Raw genomic sequence first — 25,914 nt, forward strand, 5'->3', positions numbered from 1 at the left:
TTAAAGGAGTGCTACCGTATGAACAAAAAACTTGATCTAGAGCAAAAAAGATTGGATACCGTAATCGAAACGATTACGCAGCAAATTGATAAACTGGAAAACGAAACTGGCAGACGCCGGGCAGAAGTAATCCATATTCGTAAACATTTCTGGGATGACGTGAAAGTGAATACTGATACTTTTGATGATTATCTTGAAACAGTTATCAACTTAAGACAACAAGCTCAGTCACTAGCTGTCACACAAATTACCCATAAGCACACCTTTAATCGACTTGCCGCATTAAGACGTATGCATAAAGCACCTTATTTCGGACGAATTGATTTCAAAGAAGAAGGTGAACCTGCCGCAGAGCAAATTTATATCGGCGTCGCTACGCTTACCGATGCAAGCGGAGAAAACTTCCTCATATACGACTGGCGTGCACCTATTTCGAGCGTTTATTACGACTATCCACCAGGACCAGCTGAATACAAAACACCAGGAGGCGTAGTTCGCGGTAATGTGGAGAAGAAATTACAGTACATTATTCAAAATGGCGAGATTGATTCTATGTTCGATACGAGCCTTACAATTGGCGATGAAATTCTGCAACAGGCGCTTGGAAAAGGTACGAACAAACATATGCAAAGCATCGTTGCTACGATTCAGCGCGAGCAAAATGAAATTATCCGTCACGATGAAGGCCGACTTCTTATCGTGCAAGGGGCTGCTGGTAGTGGTAAAACGTCAGCTGCTCTGCAACGAATCGCCTATTTACTATATAAATATCGCGAATGGCTAAAAGCGGATCAAATTATTCTCTTCTCCCCTAACTCTATGTTCAACAGTTACGTATCTAACGTACTGCCAGAACTCGGCGAAGAAAATATGCAGCAAGTCACATTCCAAGAATATTTAAACCATAGACTAAGTAAGTCATTTGATGTTGAGGATCCTTATGAGCAATTAGAATATATGCTAACTGAAACGAATAGCCCTGCTTATAAAACGAGAAATGCGAGCATTCGATTTAAAGCATCTACTCAATTTTTCGAAATGATTAGAGCGTACAGACAATCTCTTGAATCTTCAGGCATGCTATTTAGAGGAATGAAATTTAGAGGGAAATTGATTGCCTCTGCTAAAGAAATTACAGAGCAATTTTATAATACGGATTCCTCCCTCCGCTTCCATAATAGAATCGAGAAGTTAACGGATTGGCTAAACAAACAAATAGACGCAATCGAAAAAACAGAACTGAAAAAGCCGTGGGTAGAAGAAGAAATTGAATTACTTAGTAAAGATGAATATCAAAAAGCTTATAAATACTTACAGAAAAAAGGCGAGTTTGAAGACAACTCCTTTAATGATTATGAGAAAGAAACGAAAGTACTTGGGCGTATGATTGTCCGTAAAAAATTGAAACCGTTACGTAAAGGCGTTCAAACATTACGTTTCATCAATTTTACAGGCATATATAAACAACTCTTCACAGATGCATCATGGGTTACTGGAGAAAAGCCGAAAGAATGGGACGACATTTGCTCATTAACTGTGAACATGCTTGATGAAGGAAAATTATATTACGAGGATGCAACTCCATTTTTACTTTTAAAAGAATTAATTGAAGGCTTCCAAACGAATAGATCGATTAAACACGTACTCGTAGACGAAGCACAAGATTATTCTCCGTTTCAGTTCGAGTTTTTAAAACGCCTCTTCCCTGCCGCAAAAATGACGGTACTCGGAGACTTTAACCAAGCGATATTTGCCCATGCGAGTGAAACAGTTAATTTCAATACACTTACTAGCTTATACGGACCCGATGAAACAAATGGCATCAACTTAACTCGTAGCTATCGTTCCACAAAACCGATTATTGAATTTACACGTGCTCTCGTACCGGAAGGAAAGAACATTAACGCATTTGAACGTGACGGTGAGAAGCCTACAGTAACGAAAGTAGCGAATGATAGCGAACTGCACGACTGTATTTCTTCCAAAGTTGCTGAACTTCAAAAACAACAGCATAATACAATCGCAATTATATGTAAATCCGCAGCTGAAAGTGCCGCTGCCTACGAAGCACTTAATCATATCGAGAATATTAAACTCGTGAAAAGTAACTCCGCCGAGTATGAGCAAGGCATTGTCGTGATCCCAGCTTACTTAGCGAAGGGTATCGAATTTGACGCTGTTATTATTTATAATGCTTCTAAAGATGTGTACAGTGATGAGAGCGTTCGTAGATTGTTTTACACTGCTTGTACGCGAGCTATGCATGAATTACAACTTTATAGCGTTGGCGAGGTTAGTCCTTTTATACTCGGGGCTGCTTCAGAGAGCTTTGAACTTATTACAACACCTTGATACGAATCAAGGTGTTTCTTTTTTATGCAGGATTTACAACTTTAAAATAGAATATATCATTTTAGAAAAAAATAAGGAGTGGAAAAATGAATCATTATTTCATTGCCATTTATGACGGTGAGTTTCCTACCGAAAAATTACATACCATTTTACAATTGAACCCCACTTTTATTGATTTAAACGTCCGCACCATTTCAATTTCATCACCAAGACCTTTCACATTAGTAGTTGGAGAAGAAAACGATGCACTCACAACTGGACTTACAGATAAATACCACTTATTAACGAAGGAATTACAAGCACTTGAGCAGCAAGAAAAGTACTACTACGTATACGATTATAAAATTAGAAAGACCATCGAGAATCCTACCGAAAAATGCTTTCCATTAGCAAAAATCAATATAAGCGTTACGAATTTCCATCAGATGATTCAAAAAGTAAAAGATTTAAAACGCCCTGTATTTGCAGGGTATAAAATCATTTCTCATGATTCGGATATACTGACAATTGATGTACTTCTTTCTTCTCATTTATTGGATCCTAACACTTCTGAAAAAGATGTGGAAGAGTACGCCTATTTACAACAACTAGCTGAATCAATCTCTCGTTCTGAATTATGTACTTCTATTGAAGCGAGTTCACTTATTTAAACACGAAAAGAGGGTTATTTATCATAACCCTCTTCCTATTATCTATTTACGTTTGTACTTAATCATAATAGTGAATTCTTTTTACATATAACAAAAGCACCTTGATCATCATCAAGGTGTCCTCTTCATTCTAAATGACATATCTTTACGTCGATATACACTTAGCACGATCCCCATTAAAAGCGCATGAAATACAGTTGGTGTTAATCCATAACTAATAAAAGGTAAGGATATCGTAGCAATCTCCTTAATTGCTAACTCTTCATAATAAAATAGATAAATCACTTCTCGATATTTTATCGGTAAATTCATTACTGCAGAAGCAAGCCTGCTATCCTCTGCATTTTGAATAACTGTTTGTTCCACACTTTCTTTTTGACTCTTCATATATGTAAAATCATCCTCTGTAACGATAACTTTTTTGTTATACCAACTTTTTAAATAGTCCTTACAGTGATTGATTGCAATTCTCCATAACCATGTTTTTAAGTTCGAATTCCCTTTATATGTATGAAGAGATTTATAGCATTTCACAAATATATCTTGCGTTAAATCCTCCGCAACCTCTTTATTATTCACATATGAATACACAAGCTGTAAGGCTTCTTGTCCATACTTGTTCATTATTTCATCGATAAGGTCCTCTTTATCTTCTATTTCAAACATCTCTACTGTTAATTCATCCACATTATTTCCTCCTTCCCATATATTAGACGACGCACTCTATGGAAAAGTTTTATACATTCATAAAAAAAAAGAACGGTTAGCAATGTCCATACCGTTTTTTGAAATCATAATTTTTCTTTACTATGAGTAAAATCAATCTTTATTTGCTCATTGCCCCTCACTTTACACACGAATGAGTCATTTATTTTTACATATATGTCTTGTCCCTTATTTTGAAAAATAATACAATTAAAAAGTAACTTACTAACGCTATAACTAGTAGGTGTGGTAATCATCTCTTCCATTTTGAAAAAAGGGGGAGGTGATAATATGATCGCGATGTTTGTAATTAAATTAGTGTATGGTATCCTAACCGGAGCTGGCGTTGTCATCGGTAGAAGATACGTCGGTCCGTGGCTAATTTCTGTATACAAAAAAGCGAGAACCACCCTGCTTCGTGGAAAAGGTAAGGGCGGTTCTCGGCTAAAACGTTAATGTAATTGTCTTATAACCGCACCTACTACCACCACAATAGCAAGTTAGGTTACAAAGGCAGAAGTTTCTCAGGCTTCTGTCTTCTTTATTTTATGCAAAATTCATACTATATACTCTATCATCATTGTAACACATTTTATTTATTTTTAGTCAAGAGAAAAAACCACCTAAAGGGCTCCCCTTCAGGTGGTTTTCTATTTTAAGCTAACGCAGCTGCCTGCTCTTGTTGATCCACAGGAATGACAGCGTCTGTTAATGCTTTTTCTAATTCTGCTGTGTATTTCATTTGCTCTTCTTTGCTCCAGCCTAGTTTCGCAGCCATGTAGTTGATTACTGCTTCTTTCCACTCATATACCCAGTGGATGTTGAAGAATACAGCGCCTCTGCGGCGTACGAAGAAGTCAACTGGTTTTGCTGTCATTTCGTAATCCATTGCGTATACAAGTGGGATTAGAACGTCTAGCGGCATGTTGTATTCTTTCGCTTCATCTTTATGTTTTTTCGCTAAGTCGAATAGTACGTCTACGTTAGAGCCGTAGAATTTCGCGAACTCTTCTGCTTGTACTTTCGTTAAACCAGATTTCGTACCCTCGTCTGCTTTTTTCGCAACGAATGCTGGGAATCCGTGTGAACCACTTACATGTCCACCAGAGATTGGCATATGTTTCGTGTCACTCTTCGGATATGCACTATGACCTTCTTTTTGTAGTAAGTTTGTTACGTAGTCTACTACCATTTCAGCCATTTTGCGGTATCCTGTTAATTTACCACCAGCGATTGTAATTAAACCAGATTCAGAAGTCCAAATTTCATCTTTACGAGAAATTTCAGATGCATTTTTACCTTCTTCATAAATTAATGGACGTACACCAGCCCAGCTTGATTCAACATCTTTTTCCGTAATTTTCACGCTTGGGAACATGTAGTTAATCGCATTAATAATGTATGTGCGATCTTCTGTTGTCATGTGTGGTACAGCTGCATCTTTATCATAGAACGTATCTGTTGTACCTACGTATGTTTTTCCGCCGCGAGGAATCGCGAACACCATACGTTTATCTGGTGTATCGAAGTAAATTGCTTGACCTAATGGGAAACGTTTTTGATCAATTACTAAGTGAACACCTTTTGATAACTGAAGTACTTTTCCTTTTTTCGAGTTATCTTTTTCACGAAGTGTATCTACCCAAGGACCAGCTGCGTTTACAATTTTCTTACCGTAAACTTCGTACACTTCTCCGTCTAGTAAATCGATTACACGTACACCGCATACTTTTCCATCTTTATATAAGAAACTGTCTACTTTTGCGTAGTTAACAGCTTTCGCACCATGCTCAATTGCTTCTTTCATTACTTCAATTGTAAGACGCGCATCGTCTGTACGATATTCTACGTAGTAACCGCCGCCTTTTAATCCTTCTTTTTTCACAAGAGGCTCTTTGTTTAATGTTTCTTCACGGTTAAACATCTTTCTGCGCTCGCTTCGTTTTACACCTGCTAAGAAGTCGTACACACGAAGACCAATTGATGTACTGAATGATCCGAACGTACCGCCTGTATGGAACGGAAGTAACATCCACTCTGGTGTTGTTACATGGGGACCGTTCTCATATACGATCGCACGCTCTTTCCCCACCTCTGCTACCATTTTCACTTCAAGTTGTTTTAAATAACGTAGACCACCGTGTACAAGTTTCGTAGAACGACTTGATGTACCTGCTGCAAAGTCCTGCATTTCAAACACAATTGTTGATAACCCGCGTGTTGCCCCATCTAATGCAATACCAGAACCAGTAATACCTCCACCAATTACGATCACATCTAACTCTTGTTTATTTACTCCGTTTAATACGTCTTTACGTTGTTTACTTGAAAATTTCATGGTAATTCCTCCCTTTGATAACGAAAAAAGAGACCACGAACTCCGCTATAGATTTCGCCTCTATAGCGTGTTGTGGTCTCTCCAAATCTCCTACCGAATTATTAACTTGTCATCATTATAACACTGTTTATGATTATTTGAAAGCTTTTGTTGCTTCAATTGCTTTTTTCCATCCAGCATATAGCTCTTCGCTTGTTTCCGCTTCCATCGTTGGTTCAAAGCGTTTGTCCATATGCCACTGTGCTTTAATTTCATCTTGGTTTTTCCAATATCCAACCGCAAGACCTGCTAAGTATGCTGCACCTAAAGCTGTCGTTTCATTGATCACTGGACGCTCTACAGGAACTTCTAAAATATCACTTTGGAACTTCATTAAGAAGTTATTCTTAACTGCTCCGCCATCAACGCGTAATGTATTTAGTTCGATACCTGAATCTGCTTCCATTGCACAAAGTACATCTTTCGTTTGGTATGCTAAAGATTCTAGCGTCGCACGAATGAAGTGCTCTTTCGTCGTACCGCGTGTTACGCCAAACATAGCGCCGCGTACTTCACTATCCCAGTAAGGTGTTCCGAGTCCTACGAATGCTGGTACAACGTATACACCATCAGTTGATTCAACGCGTGATGCGTACACTTCACTCTCACTTGCATCTTTAAACATGCGCATTCCGTCACGTAACCACTGAATTGCAGAACCTGCTACGAAAATACTTCCTTCTAATGCGTAGTTTACTTTACCATCTAAACCCCATGCAATTGTTGTTAATAGACCGTGCTCAGAAGCTACTGCTTTTTCACCTGTGTTCATTAACATGAAGCAACCAGTTCCGTAAGTATTTTTCGCCATACCTTCACCGAAACAAGCTTGTCCAAATAATGCTGCTTGCTGGTCACCAGCTACACCTGCAATCGGTATATTTTGACCGAAGAAGTGATAATCAATTGTTTCACCATATATTTCAGATGATGGACGTACTTCAGGAAGCATGCTCTTTGGTACTGTTAACATGTCTAGAAGCTCATCATCCCACTGTAAGTCGTGAATGTTAAACATTAATGTACGTGATGCATTTGAGTAGTCTGTTACGTGCGCTTTACCACCAGATAGTTTCCATACAAGCCACGTATCAATTGTTCCGAATAATAACTCGCCGTTTTCTGCTTTTTCTCTTGCACCTTCAACGTTATCTAAAATCCATTTTACTTTCGTACCAGAGAAGTATGCGTCAATTAAAAGACCTGTTTTTTCGCGAACCATTTCGCTATAACCTTTTTCTTTTAACTCATCACAAATCTCCATTGTTTGACGAGATTGCCATACGATTGCGTTATAAATTGGTTTACCAGTCGTTTTATCCCATACAACCGCTGTTTCACGTTGGTTCGTAATACCGATACCTGCGATTTGCTCTGGTTTTACATCCGCTTCACTTAAGCAAGTTGCGATAACTGCTAAAATAGATCCCCAAATTTCTTGTGCATTATGTTCTACCCAGCCTGGCTTTGGAAAATGTTGCGTAAATTCTTTTTGAGCTGAATGAACAATTTTCCCTTCTTTATTGAAAAGAATTGCGCGTGAGCTAGTTGTTCCTTGGTCTAATGAAAGAATATATTTTTTCATATCGTTTTCCCCCTATGCTACTTTTCTACTATTTGTAGTGCTTCCACTTTTTTTACTTGTCATATATGAGATTGCTAGTACAACCACAGTTGCAATAATTACATAAATAAGTGCTGAATTTTGTTTTCCTTCAAATACAACTTGATGGAATAAACCTGCAAGTGATCCACCTAAAATCGGACCAACTACTGGAATCCATGCATACTTCCAGTTTGAACCGCCTTTTCCTGCAATCGGAAGGAAGAAGTGTGCAATACGCGGACCTAAATCACGAGCCGGGTTGATTGCGTATCCTGTTGTTCCACCTAATGATAAACCAATACTTACAATTAAGAAACCTACGATAAATGGATTTAATCCATCTGCAAATTTATTTGCTCCAATTGCTAATATACCAAATACTAAAACGAATGTTCCAATCATTTCACTTAAAAGGTTTGCAAATGTGTTCGGAATTGCTGGACCTGTTGCAAATACGCCTAACTTTGTTCCTGGATCTTCTGTTTCTTTCCAATGTGGTAAATAGTGTAAATATACGATAATTGCCCCGATAATTGCCCCAATCATTTGTGCTGCGATATAACCTGGTACGTCACTCCATGGGAACGCTCCCTTAAATGCTAGTCCTATCGTTAAAGCTGGATTCAAATGTGCCCCACTAATTGATCCAACCGCATACGCTGCAACCGCTACCGCTAAGCCCCAGCCCATTGTAATTACAATCCAACCAGAATCTTTCGCAAACGACTTCTTTAAACTTACACCAGCACAAACGCCGCCACCAAGTACGATTAACAACGCTGTCCCTATTAATTCCCCTAAAAATGCTGACATAAAATCCCTCCACAATCAATTTAAATGCTTTCAAATGTGATAGAGGTAAAATGAATGGCCATTCGTTTTTTTCAAAAGAAAAAGATCCACAGCTTACACGCTTCTATATAAAAGTATATAGAAACAATGAAATGTGGATCTCTTCTTTTCTCCGTCACGTTTATTAACTTGTCTATAATGTTAACCGCTAATGAAAGCGGTGTCAACAGAATCTTTTCACATTTTCGTCACTTTTTTTGGTAATGTTTCCATAATTCTTTTTTCGATGTCGTAATCGCTGTCGCACCAGCATGTAAAGCTCTTTCAACATCCTCCACAGTACGAATAAAACCACCCGCTAAAATCGGTACACCTGTACGCTCTTTCACTTCAGCGATCACATCCGTTAGCGCACCAGGAAGCACCTCTATATAATCCGGTTTCGTCTTTTCTAACAAATTACAGCTCTTTTCCATCGCACTCGAATCAATCAAAAAGATGCGTTGAATGGAGACGACACCCTTTTGCTTCGCCTTCATAATTACACTCGCCTTTGTTGACAATAACCCGTACGGTTTATATTCTTGGCATAAAAACTCCGTCGCATGCCCATCACTTTGTAACCCATGGATCAAATCAACATGTAAAAACACCTTTTTACCGTGTTGCTTCGCGAGTGAAACAACACTCTTCAATTGACCAACATGAATATCTAAAATAACAATATATTCATACGAACTATGTAATAGCTTTTCCAAGTCTTTAATTTGCCTCACTGCTGGCAAAATCTTTTGTTCATGAAATTCCATTCTAAATGTCCCCTTCTTTATATCATCCTATCCTTTATAGTACACAATTTATATGAAAAGAACAGCTAGTGTAGGGAATTTCTTTCAAACCTTTCCTCTATTTATATATTTTCTTCAACTTATCAGAAACCGTGCCACCTACGATCATTAATATAAGAGGTAGAAAGTTCATCATATACGGTGCGTCTGCTACAATTGTAATGCTCGCTCCTGCAAACTTATTTAACATCCACACAACGATTTTTGTAACAAACAAAAATACGCCCATCATAAATAAACTACCAAAAAACACCTTCCATTTTGGATATGCCAATTGCTTACTATCTTCAATAACTTTCTGTGTCAACTCTTCATCACTCCTCAATAACTCATCAATCGTAATACCGAACAGATCGCTTAAATGAATAATAATTTCAATGCTCGGATAGTTCTTTCCTGTTTCCCATTTCGAAACAGACTGCCTACTTACATGAAGTTTTTCAGCCAAATCATTTTGCGACCAATTTCTTTTTTCCCTTTCTTCTTTTAAACGCTCGCTAAAAATCATACTGTGTTTATCACCTCTCTACGCCTAGTATGGTCAAACAAATGATGCAGAGTAAAGCTAGTTATCGTTGCATAACCTACGCAACTTATGCGTTACACCTTAACATAAAGCCATTGCGCACTTTATGTCATGCAAATTTTTTATATTTTTCTTCTATAATAATTTCCCGAACAATAAAAAGAAGAGAAACTAAACTCTTTTCTCTTCTTCAAAAGTTTCTATTAAAGTAATACCGAATCTTTATCACTATCCTGATTACGTTTCTCACGCTCTTCTTCTAAACGTTTCATATATACTTCGCCTTCTTTTTCGATAAACTCATTATCCATCTCTTGCTCTTTTTTCGAAGTATATAAAACCATGTAGCCACTTAGTACAATCCCAACAATTACAAGATAAACCCACCATGGTAAAATTTCCAAATCACTTCATTCCTTTCCTTAGACAAGCCTTATTAGTTTCACTGTATGAGGAAAGAAGTGGATTTATGCTTAAAAACTTTTTATTGTGGATGCTTTGAGAAAAATGCTTGTACATATTCCATAAATTCGATTGGCTCTTGGCGGAACGGAGCATGGTATCCATTTTCAATAATATGAAATGTACTATTTGTAAATAACTGATGATACAGCTCACCGTTTTTCCAAGAAACGCTCTTATCATGTCGTCCCCATATAATTAAAGTCGGTACTTTAATTTTATCGGCCTCCATCGCAATGCGGCGCTCTCTCATTTTCGTAAGCTGATCGTAATGCTCTTTATCATCACGACTATTTTTCACTTCATTTTTATTATAATCCGTAATCTCTGTTACAGTTTGAAGATCCATTGATAGGGGCGGCACTTCATAACTTTCTTTTTGCTGGAAAGACTCGATTCCTGTAGAATCCGCCAAAACGAGATGTGTCACTGCGTCCGGATATAAATACGCTAAATTAAGGGACATCTCTCCCCCCATCGAATGACCAAGTACCGCAAACTGATCGTATCCGAGCTTCTTCATTAACTTATAATATAAATTCACTTGCGCAGGAAACGAATACTGAAAATCAACCGGCTTAGAAGAACGCCCAAATCCTAAAATATCAACTGCAATAATCGTATGATCTCTCGCAAGTTCCGGATAAATATCACTAAACCCATCTGAAGAACCACCAAATCCATGAAGCATAAGTAAAGGCGGCTTCCCCTCACCAATTTGCTTAAAGTAAATCGTCTGCCCATCAATCTGTGCCATACTCTCTTTCGTATTCAGCTTCATCATAACAGTATCTTTCACTTCTCTAACCTTCGCAATCGGCTTATCGACGAAGTTACATACTACTAACAAAACGAGCACAATACCGCTAATCATATAAAACTTAAACCGTTTCAAAATTTCCGTCTCCTTTCTCATGTTGCTATTTAAAGTTTTTACATTTTTTGGTTGTTTTATGATTGATTTTTAATTGTAACTGAATCAGTTACAATTATATTAAAAAAATATAACTCATCTCTATTACTGATGGTTACTTTGTAACTATTATAGTTACATATTAAAAGTAAGTCAATTCTTTTCTCTGCATGGCCAAAAAATAAAGAAGGGGCTTCCATATGAAGTCCCTTCTTTATTTTTATTATAGTTGGCTTACTCCGCCGCCGTCGCCTCTATTATCTGCAGGTGCTCCACCCGTGTCTCCAATGTTAACGTAGTCTGGTCTTGCTGGTGCTCCACCTGTATCTCCCTTATTAAAACCAGAATACTCTGGTCCTGCTGGCGCTCCACCTGTATCTCCCTTATTAAGAGCAATAGCATTAAAATCATGGGAACCTAAAACTGAAAAAGTAAATGCAAATCCAATTACTGTTAACACAATTTTTTTCATTACTTTAACGCCCCTTTTGTCATCTGTTTTTGCCTCGCTTCTTTACTCATACGATAATATTTACTAGCCTTTTCATGATTGTTTATATCATAAAATTTATCTGCTAAGCGTTCTGTATATTCCTGAATACAGTCAAATAACTCTTCTCTTTCAAAGTAAGAAATACCTGCTATAACAACCTCTTCTAATGCATCAATATTTGTATTCATTTCATTTAAAACCATGAATCGGTATTGATATTCTTGATTCTTCAACTGATTACAAATATGCAATCCTTTACTTATTATGGCACTCGCTTTTTCAAATTCTTTTATTTTTAAATATTCATCAGCCTCCAAGTACAGTGCCCTAAAATGATTAGGAGCTTTCTTTGTTACTTCGGATAAATGGCGAATGGCTAACTCAGATAAATTCTGATTTGCATATAGCAACCCTAAGTTATTTCTAACCATTAAAATATATTTTTCATGATTAATTTGTTGAAAAACATTTAATGAATTATTAAATATCTCCTCTGCTAACTCAAATTGATTTAAATCAACATAGCATAACCCTAAAATATTCTCACATAAGGCAAAATTAATCTCATATCCTGATTGCTTCATAAAATCTTCTTTTGCCTTTTTCAAATAATCAATCGCATTAATTTGTTGATAGGAATGATAATGAAAGTTCCCCATCCGATAATTAAACTCTGCATGCTCTATCGGATCTGCAATATATTTCAATAACTTCTCAGCTTTTTCATACTGTTCTTTCGCTTCGTTATAATTTGAAATTAATGTACAATGAAATCCTTTAAAGAAGTGATAGTAATACGCTAGAAAGCCTTCTGTCGGAATTTCGAAAGATTCTACTTTATCAAAACTATCTTCTCTAACTGCAATCCAATCAACTAATGCATCATATCTGAATTTCAATAACGCATGATAAAGCGATACATCTTGATCCACTTCCAAACCACTAATCTTACTATCAATCTCCTCTTTCATTTCTGTAGCTTTCTCTATATGTTGCTGCAACATTACACGATACCAATCATCTAAAAAATGTTTCATTTGCTCCTTCGTTACTACATCTGCTCCCATACCTCGCGTCCCCCTTGCCCCAATTTATAAATTTGGGATATTTATACAATTATTCAAATTGTACATCATTGCCCATTAGCATGTATTGAAAAATTATTATCAGAATTTTTAATATTTTATTGTTATTATACTAAACATTTCCTATTACAAAACTTGAGAAATAATTATCAGAATTTTTATCGACCAATAAAAAAGCAAGTAGTTTCAGCGATTCGCTAAAACTACTTGCTCTCCTACTTACTATCTCTGTTTTTACTCTTTAATAAATTCCTTCGTACTTCTCACTGTATCAATTGGACGAACTAATTTTTCAATTTCTTCACGTTTTGGCTCTAGAAATGGAGGTAAAGATAATTTTTCTCCAAGTGTTTCGTATGGCTCATCTCCCATAAACCCTGGGCCGTCTGTTGCGAATTCAAATAAAATTTGCGGTGCCACTCTTGCGTATAATGACTCGAAGAAGTGACGGTTTACATAACCAGATGAAGGGAGACCAACGCTACCTATTCTTTCAATCCATTCTTCTAATACAGCGCGATCTTCTACGCGGAATGCAGCATGGTGAACTGTACCAAAACCTTGTTGTGCTTCAGGAAGAACTGTATTATGTTCTACAATGACAGATGCACCGTTTCCACCTTCATTCACTTCAAATAAATAGAATTCTCCTTCTTGAGCAATCTCTTTAAATAATAGAACTTTTTCTAACACTTCTTTAAAGAAACTAAAGTTTGCGATACGAATAAATACAGGTCCTAAACCAGTAATTGCATATTCTAATGGCACTGGCCCGTTTTGCCATGGTGTACCTGATTCTACCCCTTTATCAACTTCATCCGAGATTAATTGATAGTGTTGATCATCAAAATCAACGAAAGAAAGGGTTTTCTTACCAAATTGCTCTTTAATTCCTGTATGTTCCACTTCAAGACGATCAAAGCGTTTCACCCAATACTCTAATGCTGCATCAGCCGGAACACGGAATGAAGTTTTTGAAATTTCATTTGTACCGTGTACACCTTTCGGAACACCTGGGAAGTCAAAGAATGTCATATCTGTTCCTGCACTACCTTTATCATCTGCAAAGAATAAATGGTACGTTTGAATATCATCTTGGTTTACCGTTTTTTTAACTAAACGCATTCCTAAAACATGAGTGAAAAATTCATAGTTCTTTTCTGCACTACTTGTAATCGCTGTAACGTGGTGAATTCCTTTTAATTGGTTCATTTTCTATTCCTCCAATGGTTTTCATTTATATATTAAATTTGTATTTTTTCTTCTATTACTTCTCTTCAATCGGAGCTAAATTTGCTTCAATTTCTGCTCGCTGATCTTCTAAGAATGGTGGTAAATCAAGTTTTTCTCCTAAATGCTCCACATCTCCATCAACTGTAAATCCTGGTCCATCTGTCGCAATTTCAAATAGAATTCCGTTTGATTCACGGAAATATAAGCTTTTAAAATAGAAACGGTCGATGATTCCTGAAGAATGGAAGCCTCTTTGTTTCACCTGTTCTTCCCAATAGGCAAGCTCTGCATCGTTTTTCACACGAATTGCTAAATGATGAATACTACCGCGGCCCGGCTTTTCAGAAGGACCATCTAAATATTTCACAACGATTTCTCCAAAGGCCTCTCCTTTTATAGACTGAAAAATTGCTTCTTCATCATCTCGGCTAACCTCTGTGTAACCAAACATTTCTGTAAGTGTACTCGCCATTTTATCAAGTCTACGCACTGTCATTTCCACAGCACCCATTCCTTGAATTTGATGCTTTGCAGGAACTTCTGATTTCTCCCACGTTTCCCAATGCTTCACTTTTTCGCCGTTTGAAACGAGTAGTACGAAACGAAGTCCTTCAAAATCCTCAAATTTCAAAGCAGGACGATTTGCATATGTTGTCATTTCACTATGTTCCACACCAAATTCCTCAAATCGTTCTTTCCAGTATTGCAAACTGTCCTCTGACGGAACGAGTAATCCAATTCGAGTAATCGCATTCGTACCACGATATGTTTTTCCTACTAAAGGAATTTCAAAAAACGATAATTCCGTACCTGGGCTTCCTGTTTTATCTCCGTAAAATAAGTGATACATTGACGGATCGTCTTGATTTACCGTCATTTTCACACGACGTAAACCAAGCACGTTTTTATAAAAGTGATTATTTTCATTTGCGTTTTTCGTAACCATTGAAATGTGATGATGCCCTTTAATTTCATACATCGGTCATTCCTCCGTTTCATTTTACTAGTCAAGTGATAACAAAAAAAATATTATGCTTCTTAGCTTTTCAATTTATCCTCATTATGTTTTTATAACTTAGTCGTAGTTTTTACTAAATAAGCTGCATTGAATTCATTCATACATTATTTTACTGTGTAAGACGAAAACAACTGAGTGTATGTTTTTCATATGACTCATTTGCTTTCGTTACTATCACTTTACATCTCAAGTGATTAAAAAGCAAGTGAAAAATCTCGAATTTGAGATATTTTTTTAGTTAAATAACATTTAGGGTGTAAAATCATTAATTTCTATGTGGGATAGCGTCACATCACTATCAAGCTAAAGACTCAAGGCTCCCCATGCCCCAAAACAAAAATTTTATCTCACCACAGTTGGTTGTTTATGAGAATTCAGTGTACTTTTGTCGTTTTGGAGAATAATGAAATTCTTAATCTGATGGCGATGAGGAGTTACATTATTTTTCTTCCTACCACAAATGAGAGATACTAACTCAGAGAAGATCTTCTGGTGCATAGCCTACTCGTTTTAAAATCACTTTCTTTCATATCAAAGTATTCTAATCCTACTACATCACCCGGCAACGTATCCGATGTAAATTGAACACGCTAAAAAGCCCCATCAATACTTTTCGCAAGAGTTTTGGCTAATGTTGTTTTCCCTGTTTCTGGTACGTCTTCTAATAAAACATGTCCATTTGCAACTAATGCAATCATCGCTAAATCAATTACTCCTTCCTTTCCTACAATAACCTTTGAAACGTTTTCTTTAATTTTTTCTAATATGTTCATATTCCTTATCTCCTTTATTTTATTTGATTTTTCTGATATTTTATCACAATAAACATTTCCCATAAACTAGAAAATATAGATTTTGTTAGTGCTATCCCTTATTTTGAAGGGCTGTTCTTTTAAGATCTAATAACTAACGTTCTTGGACTAAAAACACGCGAGGTTCTTGGTTTGAGGACATTATAAAATTCATAAGTTGATGGATGTAGGATATCGCCAGCATTTTTGAAAAAACACGCTAAGAGTATGCAAGATCTTATACTGTTTTTCAGCTAATTCAGCAACAAACGAGGACTCTAAAGCCGCTCCAGGATAGGAATGTATTAAAAAATGCATAGATCCATAAAACAAAAAAAGGAAGTTCCCTTGTGAGAATAGGGGTTCCTCCTTGTCCTTGCTACCGGTAATAAGACGTTATGTTAACCTTACATGAATATCATATACAACCAAAATTATACAACATATCACTTCCTCTAAATGGTACAATTAGGAAAAAGGGGAGGGAAGTATGAAAAATAAAATACCTCTAATAACATTCATTTTAGCTGCTTTATTTGTAGCTGGAGGTTTTGCGTTCTTCTACTGGATCAAAATATTCCCATTCAACTAAAGAGACCTAACTACCGATAACACTGATTATATGAACGAAAAGCCCCTTGAGAAAATCTGAAGGGGCTTTTCTAGGTTTCTAGATAGATTGACTCCTCATAATGAGACGTTATGTTAACCCCATATGTATAGAATATACAGTTAACTAAAAATGAAAAGTTTACATTTTTTATTGTTTCTTATAAGTGGATTATTTGTATTCCTGTTTATATAATTTAAACGAATAAATAGCTCCAATAAAGAATACAAAAGCTTCAAATAATATAAAGATTTGACGGAAATTCTCAATATCTTTACCAACTAAAGAAATAAATATAGCATTCATTAGAATCTGAATAGTAAACATACGAGAAGTAATTTTTAAATAAATAGCATTTGTTCTTTCATATGGTTTACCAATTTTTTTGTAAATAATAATAAGTGCAATTACTGAACCCAAAAATAGAAGTGCTGTAAGTCCTACAACGATATTGAAATTGCCTGTACTTTCTGACATCCATTTATTTAATAGATCAATCATTATTATCTTCCTTTCCTACATAAGAGAATATTTCGTTCTTCTTTTTCACTATAATAAAAAAAGAAAAAGGAAAACATCGAACTTTCTTACAAACATTCGTGTATTCTTACAGTTTTGTCATTTTGTAAATGTATTCATCGCCTTGCCTTTCACTATTTTCTTTGGAAAACATAGTGAATTACGAGAAAGAACGCTACAAGATCAACTTCCGAGAACGAGAATTATATAAATAAGCTGCCCATATGGACAGCTTATTGTATTTTTTGCTTAGCATATTTTTTCTGAAATGCTGGCGGTACTCCGATCTAGTCGAGGAAAGGCACCTTAGGGTGTCTTTTTTTATATAGGGATCCCTCCCACCTTTTAACAAAAATATATGCTAAACAAATTTCAACTCTTATTTTTAGGCCTATTGTACAGGCTGAAGCGATTCTAAGTATCTGCCATATTAAAGTTGATATGTTCCCATTCTAGTGGTGAGATATGTTTTAATCGTTCTTCGTTAACCCCATGCGTACTTCTTAACTATTTCATTTAATTTTTAATACAAAAACAGCCTCACTAAGCTTTTAACGCTTAATGAGGCCATTCTATTTACAATCTTAATTATGGAACGTCGGTTTATAGAACGAACGATTATCAAGTGCGAAGACACGCTCTGTGTATTCGCCTGGTTTTGTACGTCCTAATGCGCGGTCCATCATGTTCATTTTTGCATCTAAGTTGTCAATGTAATGCAGAATTTCTGCTTCTTTTACTAATGGTGGTTTTGGGCTACCCCATTCTGCTTTTCCGTGATGAGAAAGGACGATGTGCTGAAGAATTAATACTTCTTCTGCATCAATTTGCAATTCGTCTGCTGCTTTCCCAATTTCGTTCACCATTATAGAAATGTGGCCTAGTAAATTTCCTTCTAACGTATACGTTGTAGAAATTGGACCAGATAGCTCAATTACTTTACCAAGATCATGTAAAATAACGCCTGCATATAGTAAGTCTTTATCTAACGATGGGTATAGAGCCGAGATAGCTTTTGCTAAATCTAGCATCGATACAACGTGATAAGCTAGTCCAGATACGAACTCGTGATGATTTTTCGTCGCTGCTGGATATTCTAAAAACTCATTTTGATGCTTATTTAATAAATGTCTTGTTAGACGTTGAATGTTCGGGTTTCTCATTTCAAATATGTATTGCGTAATTTTCTCAACCATATCTTCTTTTTTCACTGGTGCTTTTTCTACAAAGTCCGAGATATCTGTTACTTCATTTTCATTCGCAACTCGAATTTGTTTCACACGTAATTGAATACGTCCTTTATAGTTTAAAATATCTCCAGCTACTTTAACGATTGTTTCTGCTACATATTGTTTCTCAACTTCCGGTGATACATCCCATAGCTTCGCTTCAATATCTCCACTTGGATCTTGTAAAATTACTGTTAAAAACGGCTTTCCATTACTTGCGAGACCTTTTGTCGCTGTTTTAATTAACAAGAAAACATCGACTTGTTCACCAACTTCATATTCTGCAATTTTCTTTTTCATTCGAATTCCTCCACCAAATCAGTTACTTTTAGTATAGCACACTACAACTCATTTTCTTTACGCTTATGCGTTAATTTTATAATCTGTTCTTCTGTGAAATACGTTAACAAATGCGCATGACATGTAAAGAAGATGACTTGTCTATCTTTCGCAATTTCCTTTATTAGTTCAATCGTTCGATTCGTCCTTACCACATCAAAATGCACGAAACTATCGTCAATAATAAATGGATAATCATGCTCAAATGTTTTCGCTAATGCAAATCGTAACGATAAATACAATTGCTCCGCTGTCGCTTGGCTTAGTTCATGACTGTAAAAACGTATACCGTCGTTACGTTCAACAATGAACGGCTCCGCCTCTGACGGTGAAAAGATTTTACTATAGCGCCCGCCCGTTAAATAGACGAAATACTCTTCTGATTTTTGTAAAATACGAGGCAAATGTACCTCATGATAGTATTGCTTCGTTTTCGTTAACACCGTCTTTGCTGCCGCATAAGCAGCCCACTTTTTCACTTGTTCGCGCACTTGCGCTTTTTTCATTTCCCATTCATGCATTAAATCACCGTACGTACTGCCTTCTTCTAAATTCTCAATTTCCATACGATGTTTCGCAATGCGCTCTGTCAGTTCTTTCTCTTTTGCAAGACAGTTTCGCACGACTGTCATTTCTCGCTTTAATTTTTCCTCATAACCTTCAGCTTCATAATGTTCAGCTAATGACAAACTCGTTAAACGCTGCTCTAAAAGCTCAATTTGCGGTAATAAACGCCCCACTTGTTTCTCTGCATCTTCACATTTCTCTGCCAGTTTACCTGCTTCTAAAAACATCTCTTCATCTGTAGCCTCTGCAATATGCCACAAACTATCTCGTTCTACTAGTAGCTGTTTCAATTGCCCTTGCATGAACTCATATTCTTCTTGCCATTCCGTCAACTTCTCTTTTAGTTGCTTACAAGTCTGGCGCTTTTCTTTCTCATTTTGCATACGACTTTGTGCCTCGTGCAGCTTATTATACTCCGCGCTACCGATAACAGTTTCTAGTTTATGTTCAAAGTGCGAAATCATTTCATATAATGAAGATTTCCGCGTGCTTTGTTTCTCTACTTCACGATACAGTTGCTGCATTTTTTCAATCCGCTCAAATGCCGGCAATATGTGTGCATACGTATAAAATTCAGGGAACATATAGCGCGATTTATACGCATCGACTTGTTCTCCTGCGCGGAACGTTTCTCTCTCCCATTCCTCATACGATGAAACGACTTTATCATAAGCTCGTTCCATTTGCTGTAACTTATATGACTCGCGCTCAAATAGCTTACGGATCTCTTCATCTTTTTCTAATTGATAGCGAACGGACATCGCTTCTTCACTTTGTCTTCCGCCAGCACTTTGCTGAAGAGTAAGAAGTTCTTCTTGTAATCCACTTGACGGATCTTTATATAAAACAAGGGCGAGAACAATCCCTACAAAAACAATGACACTAATAAATAAAAGCTGGCGGTTATCTATAAATAAGCTCGTGAATAAAACACCTGTGTTAATAAGAAGTAACAGAAGACAAACTCTTTGCCACTGCTTTTTCTTTTGCGTAGCCACTCCTACTTTTTCCTCATACTTACGCTTCATTCTATCCGCACCCATACCGATAAACGCCGCGTCTTGGAACGATTTTTCTTTCTCAGCTAATGTAGCACGCTCTTCATCAGCTAACATTTGTTTCTTGATCTGCCTTATATTTTCTTCTTGTTCTTCTAACTGCTCTTGCGCTACTTTGAAGCGATCATCGAGCTGTGCTTTTTGCGTTTCTAATTCGCGCGCTTTTTGCACTGTTTGTGTAATTAGCTCTTTCGTTGCCAAACTCATATCAAACGAAAGAACTGTTTCTTTTTCAAAAGTAGCACCAATTTGTTGCTCTAATTCTGCCATTTCTTCTTTTATATTCGCAATATTCCCCGTCATATCTCGCATTTCTTGGCGTGCATTTTCATATGACATATGCTGCATGCGAAGTTCTTCTACGTAACTTTCTTTTTGTAAAAATTCTTCATCTATTTGAATCGAATCAATTTCCGATTGCACCGTCTCTATTTTTTTATGGAGCGAATCAACTTGTAATTGAAGCGGCTCCATCTTCGCCTTTATCGCTTCATAGCGCGCCGTTCCGTTTACAGGAAATTGCCTTTTTTCATATTCTAACACTTTCTCATGCGCATGCTTTTCGATAACGAGAGGCTCAAGCGCTGCTAATATTTCATAATCTTGCTTTCGCTTTTCCGCGTTCTCCTTCTCCGCACGAACAGAGGCAAGCTTCTCTTCATCCTCTTTTAACTGCTCGACCTGTTTTTCATACGTGCCAATTTTCCCTTGCCACTCTTTCATCTTCTCTTCAAGCTTCTTCATCTCTTGCAGTGACACATTAATCTCTGGCTTACGACCACTCGGCTTAAAGCGCTGATCCATTTCTTTCTCTAGCTTTTTATCGAGCTGTAATAACGCATCGCTTCCAACTGCGCTTGCCGAAAATAAATAATTTCCGATATCCGCTTCACCAAGCTGATGAATATTTTGCAACCCTTGCATATCAAAAGAAAAAACAGATTCAAATAAACTTTCATTCATCCCGCTTAATATATCGTGTAAAATTTCCTCGCCGCCTGTTTTTCCATCTTCAAAATAAATGGTCACCTCACCAGCTGCCGTCTTTGGTAATCGTTCAATTTTCAAACGGCCGTACTTCTCTGTTTGTACAGTAACTGCACCACCATACTTCCCGCCTTCTTTCGGCTCATAACGGCGCTGTCCTCTCGTCGGAAAACCGAACAGAATACTTTTCATAAATGAGCGAATTGTCGATTTCCCCGCTTCATTTTCACCGTACAACACCGTCAGCATCGACAGATCCATTTCCACATTTTCTAATTTTCCGTATCCATAAATATGGAGTTTTTCCATTCTCATTTCTTATCCCTCTCTTGCTGGAATAATTGTTCTAAAATAATATTTTCCGCTTCCTTTTGAATCTCTTTCTTCTCTTCTTCTGTAAAAGATTCAATACTATTACGCGCTACAAGAGATGTCCAAATGGTGCGCAACACGCCGTCCATATTTGTGAAAGCTTCTAACTCTTTCAGTACACTACCGACAAAATGATTTTCTTCTTTCAAACGCTCTATTTCTGCAAAAGAAACCGTCTCATTTTTCCACTTCATCGCATATACGAAATCTTTTCGCTCTTCTCCAGATGCTAAAATATGAAAAATCTCTTCCACGCGCTTTTCGTCACGCAAATAAGGAGAAAGCGGCCCTTGTCCTGTAAATACGACAGTTAGTAGCGTCCCTCCCTCTTCTCTTCGGCACTCATTCATCGCAGTAGATATGCTCGTCATAATTTCATCAACAGTTTCAAGTCCATCAATATTCACTTCTATTTCATCCCATACAACATCTGCCGTATGGAAAAATGAGCAATGCGTTCCTTGTTTCGTAAGTTCAATAAGGTACGCACCCTTTTCCCCTGTCTCTTTACGATGACGCCCTTGTATGTTACCTGAATAAATAATGTACGGCTCTTCTGATAAAATTTCACGTTTATGTATATGGCCAAGAGCCCAATAGTCAAACTGCTTTTCTTTCAGCTCACGAATTTGAAACGGTGCGTAGCGATTATGCTCTGCATCTCCTTCCACACTTCCGTGAAGCATGCCAATATGAAAAGGCGCATCACTCATTTTCGTAAACTGCGCTGTCATATTATCCGTTACTGCTTGCTGCAAATAACTAAATCCGTAAATAGAAGCTAACAGTTCACCATTTTTATAAAATGATTTCTCTTCTACATAAGGCTCCGTAAACACATGAACATTTTCTGGAAACTCAATTGCAGCCCAGCTCCCCCCTAAATGGTCATGGTTACCATGAATAATAAAAACAGGGATATCGTACTGCGAAAGTCTCTTCATTTGCTCACGCACAAACACTTGCGCCCGCAAACTTCGCGTCTCCGCATCATACAAATCCCCGGCTAGTAATACGAAATCAACGCGCTCTTGAATCGCTTTATCAATAATACGTTCGAACGATTCAAACGTACTTTGCTTCATTCTCTCCCAAACAGACTGCGGTACATTCATTTCCATCCCTTTAAACGGACTATCCAAATGCAAATCAGCCGCATGTATAAACTTCACTTGTTTCACAAATAACGATCCTTTCTATATTTCAAAAGTTTCATTTTATCCCGTACTAACGGGCAATAGGCAAAGAAGGCAATCTGAAAGTTAACTGCCCTTAAATACCCGATTGGTTCCACTAATAATAAGCAGGGGATGAAAAACTCCCCTGCTTATTAAAGTGTCACTTTATTGTAACATGCAATGTCATATATTTCTTTGCATATTCTAGTGATTTATGCCAAAATAGTTATAAGATTCTGATTTTAATTTTTGGAGGGAATTTTCATGGGAGTATACGTTCTAACAGTCTTTGAAAAAGATGGTTCAAAAGCATTGGACGAATCATTTGAGGCGGCAACTGAAAAAGAAGCGAAAGCAAAAGGTGAATCTATTTTACAAGAAAAAGGATTGCACGAAAAAACACATCGCTGCACATCTTCTGCAGGTAAGCTCGTTTTATTCCAGCGCTAAAAAAAGAAGCGTCATCCGCTTCTTTTTCACTCTACTATATCTTCGTCGCACCACGTAAACTCCACATCTAGAATGCGATTACCGATACGTACGCGTTTATTCCATTTACCTGTTTGGATCTGATGTTGCAATTCTGCCTTCATCTTTTCCGTCCAGTTATGAATCGTTTCACTACCGTCGTACGGATATATGCCCGGAAACTCTTCCTGCAGAAGGTGTAAGCTCTCTGCATCAAAATGAAAATGGAAGAAGTAGTTTGCTGTAAGCGATGGTTCTTGTAAACGTAAAAAATGATCATCAATTTGCTTTCTATTTCTATAGAAAGTAAAGATATTCACTTTACCGCTCGTAATTTGGTCAATTTGAATTTCGTGCTTCTCTATAATCACGTCTTGCCCACCTCGTTATATACTACCTTTAGTATATATGTCTTTTGCAACAAAGTTAACCATTTTCGCACGAAATTCATTTCCTTCATTATATTACCTGTACCTCCAAGTACAATCAGAACAAATAAAACAAAGTTGAAGGGGAGCGATCACATGTATTTCGGAAGCAAAGGTTGGTATGTAAAAGAACTTAAAAAATTAGGTATCCGTACTTATGAAGGTAAAAAACTAGAATCTTATCGTACGCATATTTTATCTAGTTTACTTGAGAGAATGAAGAAGGCTTCGGCTTAATAGACAAATAGAAGAAGCTACTTTAAAAGTAGCTTCTTTGGCATTTTTTTGTAATACATTCATACTCACAAGGGCTATCATGATCACAACAATCCCTAAAATTCCCCAAATTATCTTTTTATTCATGCTGACTCCCCCATTTATGTATAATCTTTAAATTATATTGGTAAAAACAAAATAAAAGCACTCGTTCGGGTGCCTTTAACTTTAGTTTTTATTGGGCTAATTCTTCATGTTTACTCCCTCTTTAAAATTTCTATTCCCTTTTATATATGTAACGAAATAAGTAGCCAAGCTAAAAATGCTATAATACATTTGACTACATTAAGGAGGAACCATTATTTTGCGCGGAACATGCATTCAATTTCATAAGTTTGGTAACCCAAAAGATGTATTACAAGTTGAATATAAAAATATAGAACCATTAAAAGATAATGAAGTGCTAGTTCGTATGTTAGTTAGACCGATTAATCCATCTGACTTAATTCCTGTAACTGGAGCGTATGCACATAGAATCCCTTTACCTAACATACCTGGTTATGAAGGTGTTGGTATTGTTGAAGATGTTGGTGCGAGTGTTTCTAGAGACCTTATCGGTAAACGCGCGCTACCTTTACGCGGGGAAGGTACTTGGCAAGAATATGTGAAGACATCAGCTGATTTTGTAGTCCTTATTCCCGATTCAATTGATGATTTTACAGCTGCACAAATGTACATCAACCCATTAACAGCTTGGGTTACGTGTACAGAAACGCTAAACTTAAAACGAGATAACGTTTTATTAGTAAACGCTTGTGGATCCGCTATAGGTCATCTTTTTGCACAGTTATCACAAATTTTAAACTTTCGACTCATTGCAGTGACTAGAAATAGTAAACATACAGAGAAATTACTTCAGCTCGGTGCTGAATATGTAATAGATACTTCCACTGTTCCGCTTTATGAAACCGTTATGGAGTTAACGAACGGGATAGGCGCAGATGCTGCGATTGATTCTATTGGAGGATCCGATGGAAATGAATTAGCTTTTTGTGTACGTCCAAATGGACACTTTTTAACTATCGGTCTTCTATCAGGCGTACAAGTAAACTGGGCCGAAATTGTTACGAAAGCAAAGGTGCATGCTAACATATTTCATTTACGACATTGGAATACAGACGTGTCACCGTATAAATGGCAAGAAACGTTTCGTCACTTAATTCGTTTAGTTGAGGATAAAAAATTACGTTTTATGACAGTACATTCTACGTATGACTTAGCGGATGTGAAAACTGCGGTTGCTGTTGTGCATTCTGCTGAAAAAACAAAGGGAAAAGTATTTTTAACGAGTTATAAAAAAAATCCCCTCAAAGCATAAGCTTCGAGGGGGAGCCTGTTTTTTTATTTACTTATATACGTACAGCTGTACCACTTACAGCAACCATTAACATTCCATCACGAACTACTTCGTAATCTACGTCAATACCAACAATAGCGTTCGCACCTTTTTGTTTTGCAAGTTCTTTCATTTCATCCATTGCGATATCACGAGCTTCTTTTAGCTTGCTTTCATAAGAACCAGCACGACCACCGACAACATCACGAACAGAAGCGAATAAATCGCGGACAATGTTTGCACCCATAATAGCTTCACCATTTACAATATCGATATACTCAATAATTTCTTTACCTTGAATTCCAGACGTTGTTGTTACAATCATGACTGACACTCTCCTAATAAGTTGTAGTTTTAATTAGCTTTCTTATGTCTTTATTATGACATGGAACAAACAACTAATCTATTGAATTACCTTACAGGAATGTGACAGTTTTGTAAGAATGAAACGCGCATTATGTTTCATTTTAATAAAGCGCTTTAACATTAGGATACATAAACGACTCTTTATTTTCTTTCCAGTCCTTTTCTACTTCTTTGAAAGTTGGTCGTCCTAATTTTTCATTGTTTTCATGTTTACGAAACCATTTCTTCACATACTGGTCTCCATTTTTATTTTGAACTGTGCAAAGGAAACTATTACTGCTATCCTTTAATATTTTTACAATCACGAAAAGACACCTCTTTCCTTTTAAA

The 25,914-nt window shown here is 36.8% G+C and carries 26 protein-coding genes and 1 pseudogene; 6 read left to right on the forward strand and 21 right to left on the reverse strand.

What is annotated here, in order from left to right; translation table 11 throughout:
- Positions 1–18: 18 nt before the first annotated feature.
- Positions 19–2,352: an RNA polymerase recycling motor HelD gene (gene helD / locus JDS95_RS11820; protein ID WP_001035447.1), complete on the forward strand. Its 2,334-nt coding sequence runs from the start codon at positions 19–21 to the stop codon at positions 2,350–2,352.
- An 86-nt stretch (positions 2,353–2,438) separates the two neighbouring features.
- Complete coding sequence (locus JDS95_RS11825) at positions 2,439–3,002, forward strand: hypothetical protein (protein ID WP_001017088.1); 564 nt, start codon at positions 2,439–2,441, stop codon at positions 3,000–3,002.
- A 111-nt stretch (positions 3,003–3,113) separates the two neighbouring features.
- Here the strand turns inward: JDS95_RS11825 and JDS95_RS11830 are convergent, their stop codons facing one another.
- Complete coding sequence (locus JDS95_RS11830; RefSeq protein WP_000344028.1) at positions 3,114–3,689, reverse strand: sigma-70 family RNA polymerase sigma factor; 576 nt, start codon at positions 3,687–3,689, stop codon at positions 3,114–3,116.
- Positions 3,690–3,998: 309 nt separating this feature from the next.
- Between JDS95_RS11830 and JDS95_RS11835 the strand changes: the two genes are divergently transcribed.
- Positions 3,999–4,163 (forward strand): hypothetical protein, encoded by a 165-nt coding sequence (locus tag JDS95_RS11835; RefSeq protein WP_000561154.1) that lies wholly within the window; start codon positions 3,999–4,001, stop codon positions 4,161–4,163.
- Between the two features lie 199 nt (positions 4,164–4,362).
- Here JDS95_RS11835 and glpD read toward each other — a convergent pair whose 3' ends face one another.
- From glpD to JDS95_RS11915, 16 genes and pseudogenes are all read right to left on the reverse strand, one after another.
- Positions 4,363–6,045 carry an aerobic glycerol-3-phosphate dehydrogenase gene (glpD, locus tag JDS95_RS11840; RefSeq protein ID WP_000672825.1) on the reverse strand — a complete coding sequence of 561 codons (1,683 nt, stop codon included), beginning with the start codon at positions 6,043–6,045 and terminating at the stop codon, positions 4,363–4,365.
- A gap of 133 nt (positions 6,046–6,178) precedes the next feature.
- The gene (gene glpK / locus JDS95_RS11845) at positions 6,179–7,669 is read right to left on the reverse strand and encodes a glycerol kinase GlpK (RefSeq protein ID WP_000759981.1); all 1,491 of its coding nucleotides are present in this window, start codon (positions 7,667–7,669) and stop codon (positions 6,179–6,181) included.
- Between the two features lie 12 nt (positions 7,670–7,681).
- Positions 7,682–8,503: a glycerol uptake facilitator protein GlpF gene (gene glpF / locus JDS95_RS11850; protein ID WP_001272192.1), complete on the reverse strand. Its 822-nt coding sequence runs from the start codon at positions 8,501–8,503 to the stop codon at positions 7,682–7,684.
- Positions 8,504–8,730: 227 nt separating this feature from the next.
- Complete coding sequence (gene glpP / locus JDS95_RS11855) at positions 8,731–9,291, reverse strand: glycerol uptake operon antiterminator GlpP (protein WP_000394289.1); 561 nt, start codon at positions 9,289–9,291, stop codon at positions 8,731–8,733.
- 97 nt (positions 9,292–9,388) lie between these two features.
- Positions 9,389–9,838: a helix-turn-helix domain-containing protein gene (locus tag JDS95_RS11860; protein WP_000577662.1), complete on the reverse strand. Its 450-nt coding sequence runs from the start codon at positions 9,836–9,838 to the stop codon at positions 9,389–9,391.
- Between the two features lie 221 nt (positions 9,839–10,059).
- Complete coding sequence (locus tag JDS95_RS11865; protein WP_000404439.1) at positions 10,060–10,260, reverse strand: sporulation YhaL family protein; 201 nt, start codon at positions 10,258–10,260, stop codon at positions 10,060–10,062.
- Positions 10,261–10,340: 80 nt separating this feature from the next.
- Positions 10,341–11,213, reverse strand: a complete 873-nt coding sequence (locus JDS95_RS11870) for an alpha/beta fold hydrolase (protein ID WP_000819489.1) — start codon at positions 11,211–11,213, stop codon at positions 10,341–10,343.
- Between the two features lie 241 nt (positions 11,214–11,454).
- Positions 11,455–11,703, reverse strand: coding sequence for a hypothetical protein (locus JDS95_RS11875; protein WP_000725083.1), 249 nt, complete (start codon positions 11,701–11,703; stop codon positions 11,455–11,457).
- Positions 11,703–12,791, reverse strand: coding sequence for a response regulator aspartate phosphatase (locus tag JDS95_RS11880; RefSeq protein ID WP_000500566.1), 1,089 nt, complete (start codon positions 12,789–12,791; stop codon positions 11,703–11,705). Before JDS95_RS11880 ends, JDS95_RS11875 begins: the two co-directional genes overlap by 1 nt.
- A 252-nt stretch (positions 12,792–13,043) precedes the next feature.
- Positions 13,044–14,021 carry a ring-cleaving dioxygenase gene (locus tag JDS95_RS11885; RefSeq protein ID WP_001072564.1) on the reverse strand — a complete coding sequence of 326 codons (978 nt, stop codon included), beginning with the start codon at positions 14,019–14,021 and terminating at the stop codon, positions 13,044–13,046.
- A gap of 55 nt (positions 14,022–14,076) precedes the next feature.
- Positions 14,077–15,021 (reverse strand): ring-cleaving dioxygenase, encoded by a 945-nt coding sequence (locus JDS95_RS11890; protein WP_000272967.1) that lies wholly within the window; start codon positions 15,019–15,021, stop codon positions 14,077–14,079.
- A 545-nt stretch (positions 15,022–15,566) separates the two neighbouring features.
- Positions 15,567–15,833: pseudogene (locus JDS95_RS11895) on the reverse strand (AAA family ATPase); the annotation flags it as partial.
- A 799-nt stretch (positions 15,834–16,632) separates the two neighbouring features.
- Positions 16,633–16,962: a hypothetical protein gene (locus tag JDS95_RS11900; RefSeq protein WP_000566295.1), complete on the reverse strand. Its 330-nt coding sequence runs from the start codon at positions 16,960–16,962 to the stop codon at positions 16,633–16,635.
- 602 nt (positions 16,963–17,564) lie between these two features.
- Complete coding sequence (gene yhaM, locus JDS95_RS11905; protein WP_000726648.1) at positions 17,565–18,509, reverse strand: 3'-5' exoribonuclease YhaM; 945 nt, start codon at positions 18,507–18,509, stop codon at positions 17,565–17,567.
- A gap of 41 nt (positions 18,510–18,550) precedes the next feature.
- Positions 18,551–21,475, reverse strand: coding sequence for an ATP-binding protein (locus JDS95_RS11910; RefSeq protein ID WP_144466947.1), 2,925 nt, complete (start codon positions 21,473–21,475; stop codon positions 18,551–18,553).
- Positions 21,472–22,713, reverse strand: coding sequence for a metallophosphoesterase family protein (locus tag JDS95_RS11915; RefSeq protein WP_144466946.1), 1,242 nt, complete (start codon positions 22,711–22,713; stop codon positions 21,472–21,474). Before JDS95_RS11915 ends, JDS95_RS11910 begins: the two co-directional genes overlap by 4 nt.
- A 261-nt stretch (positions 22,714–22,974) precedes the next feature.
- On the opposite strand from JDS95_RS11915, the gene JDS95_RS11920 reads away from it, so the two are divergent.
- Positions 22,975–23,160 (forward strand): YhzD family protein, encoded by a 186-nt coding sequence (locus tag JDS95_RS11920; protein WP_000539550.1) that lies wholly within the window; start codon positions 22,975–22,977, stop codon positions 23,158–23,160.
- Positions 23,161–23,186: 26 nt separating this feature from the next.
- Here the strand turns inward: JDS95_RS11920 and JDS95_RS11925 are convergent, their stop codons facing one another.
- Positions 23,187–23,549, reverse strand: a complete 363-nt coding sequence (locus tag JDS95_RS11925; protein ID WP_000582774.1) for a hypothetical protein — start codon at positions 23,547–23,549, stop codon at positions 23,187–23,189.
- 153 nt (positions 23,550–23,702) lie between these two features.
- Here JDS95_RS11925 and JDS95_RS11930 point away from each other — a divergent pair, with 153 nt between their 5' ends.
- Positions 23,703–23,843 (forward strand): YflJ family protein, encoded by a 141-nt coding sequence (locus JDS95_RS11930; protein WP_000273535.1) that lies wholly within the window; start codon positions 23,703–23,705, stop codon positions 23,841–23,843.
- Here the strand turns inward: JDS95_RS11930 and JDS95_RS11935 are convergent.
- Entirely contained in the window at positions 23,811–23,969 is a 159-nt protein-coding gene (locus tag JDS95_RS11935) for a hypothetical protein (RefSeq protein ID WP_176220223.1), read from the reverse strand. The two genes, JDS95_RS11930 and JDS95_RS11935, sit on opposite strands and share 33 nt — an antisense overlap.
- A 214-nt stretch (positions 23,970–24,183) precedes the next feature.
- On the opposite strand from JDS95_RS11935, the gene JDS95_RS11940 reads away from it, so the two are divergent.
- A complete protein-coding gene (locus tag JDS95_RS11940) occupies positions 24,184–25,200 on the forward strand; it encodes a zinc-dependent alcohol dehydrogenase family protein (RefSeq protein WP_085450085.1) in 1,017 nt (338 codons plus the stop codon).
- A 31-nt stretch (positions 25,201–25,231) separates the two neighbouring features.
- On the opposite strand, the gene JDS95_RS11945 is transcribed toward JDS95_RS11940, so the two are convergent.
- Positions 25,232–25,543 carry a YbjQ family protein gene (locus JDS95_RS11945; protein ID WP_000637510.1) on the reverse strand — a complete coding sequence of 104 codons (312 nt, stop codon included), beginning with the start codon at positions 25,541–25,543 and terminating at the stop codon, positions 25,232–25,234.
- Between the two features lie 142 nt (positions 25,544–25,685).
- A complete protein-coding gene (locus JDS95_RS11950; protein WP_002023439.1) occupies positions 25,686–25,889 on the reverse strand; it encodes a DUF4028 family protein in 204 nt (67 codons plus the stop codon).
- Between the last annotated feature and the right edge of the window lie 25 nt (positions 25,890–25,914).

Source organism: Bacillus cereus group sp. N24 (genome assembly GCF_016483345.1).
GTDB lineage: Bacteria > Bacillota > Bacilli > Bacillales > Bacillaceae_G > Bacillus_A > Bacillus_A toyonensis.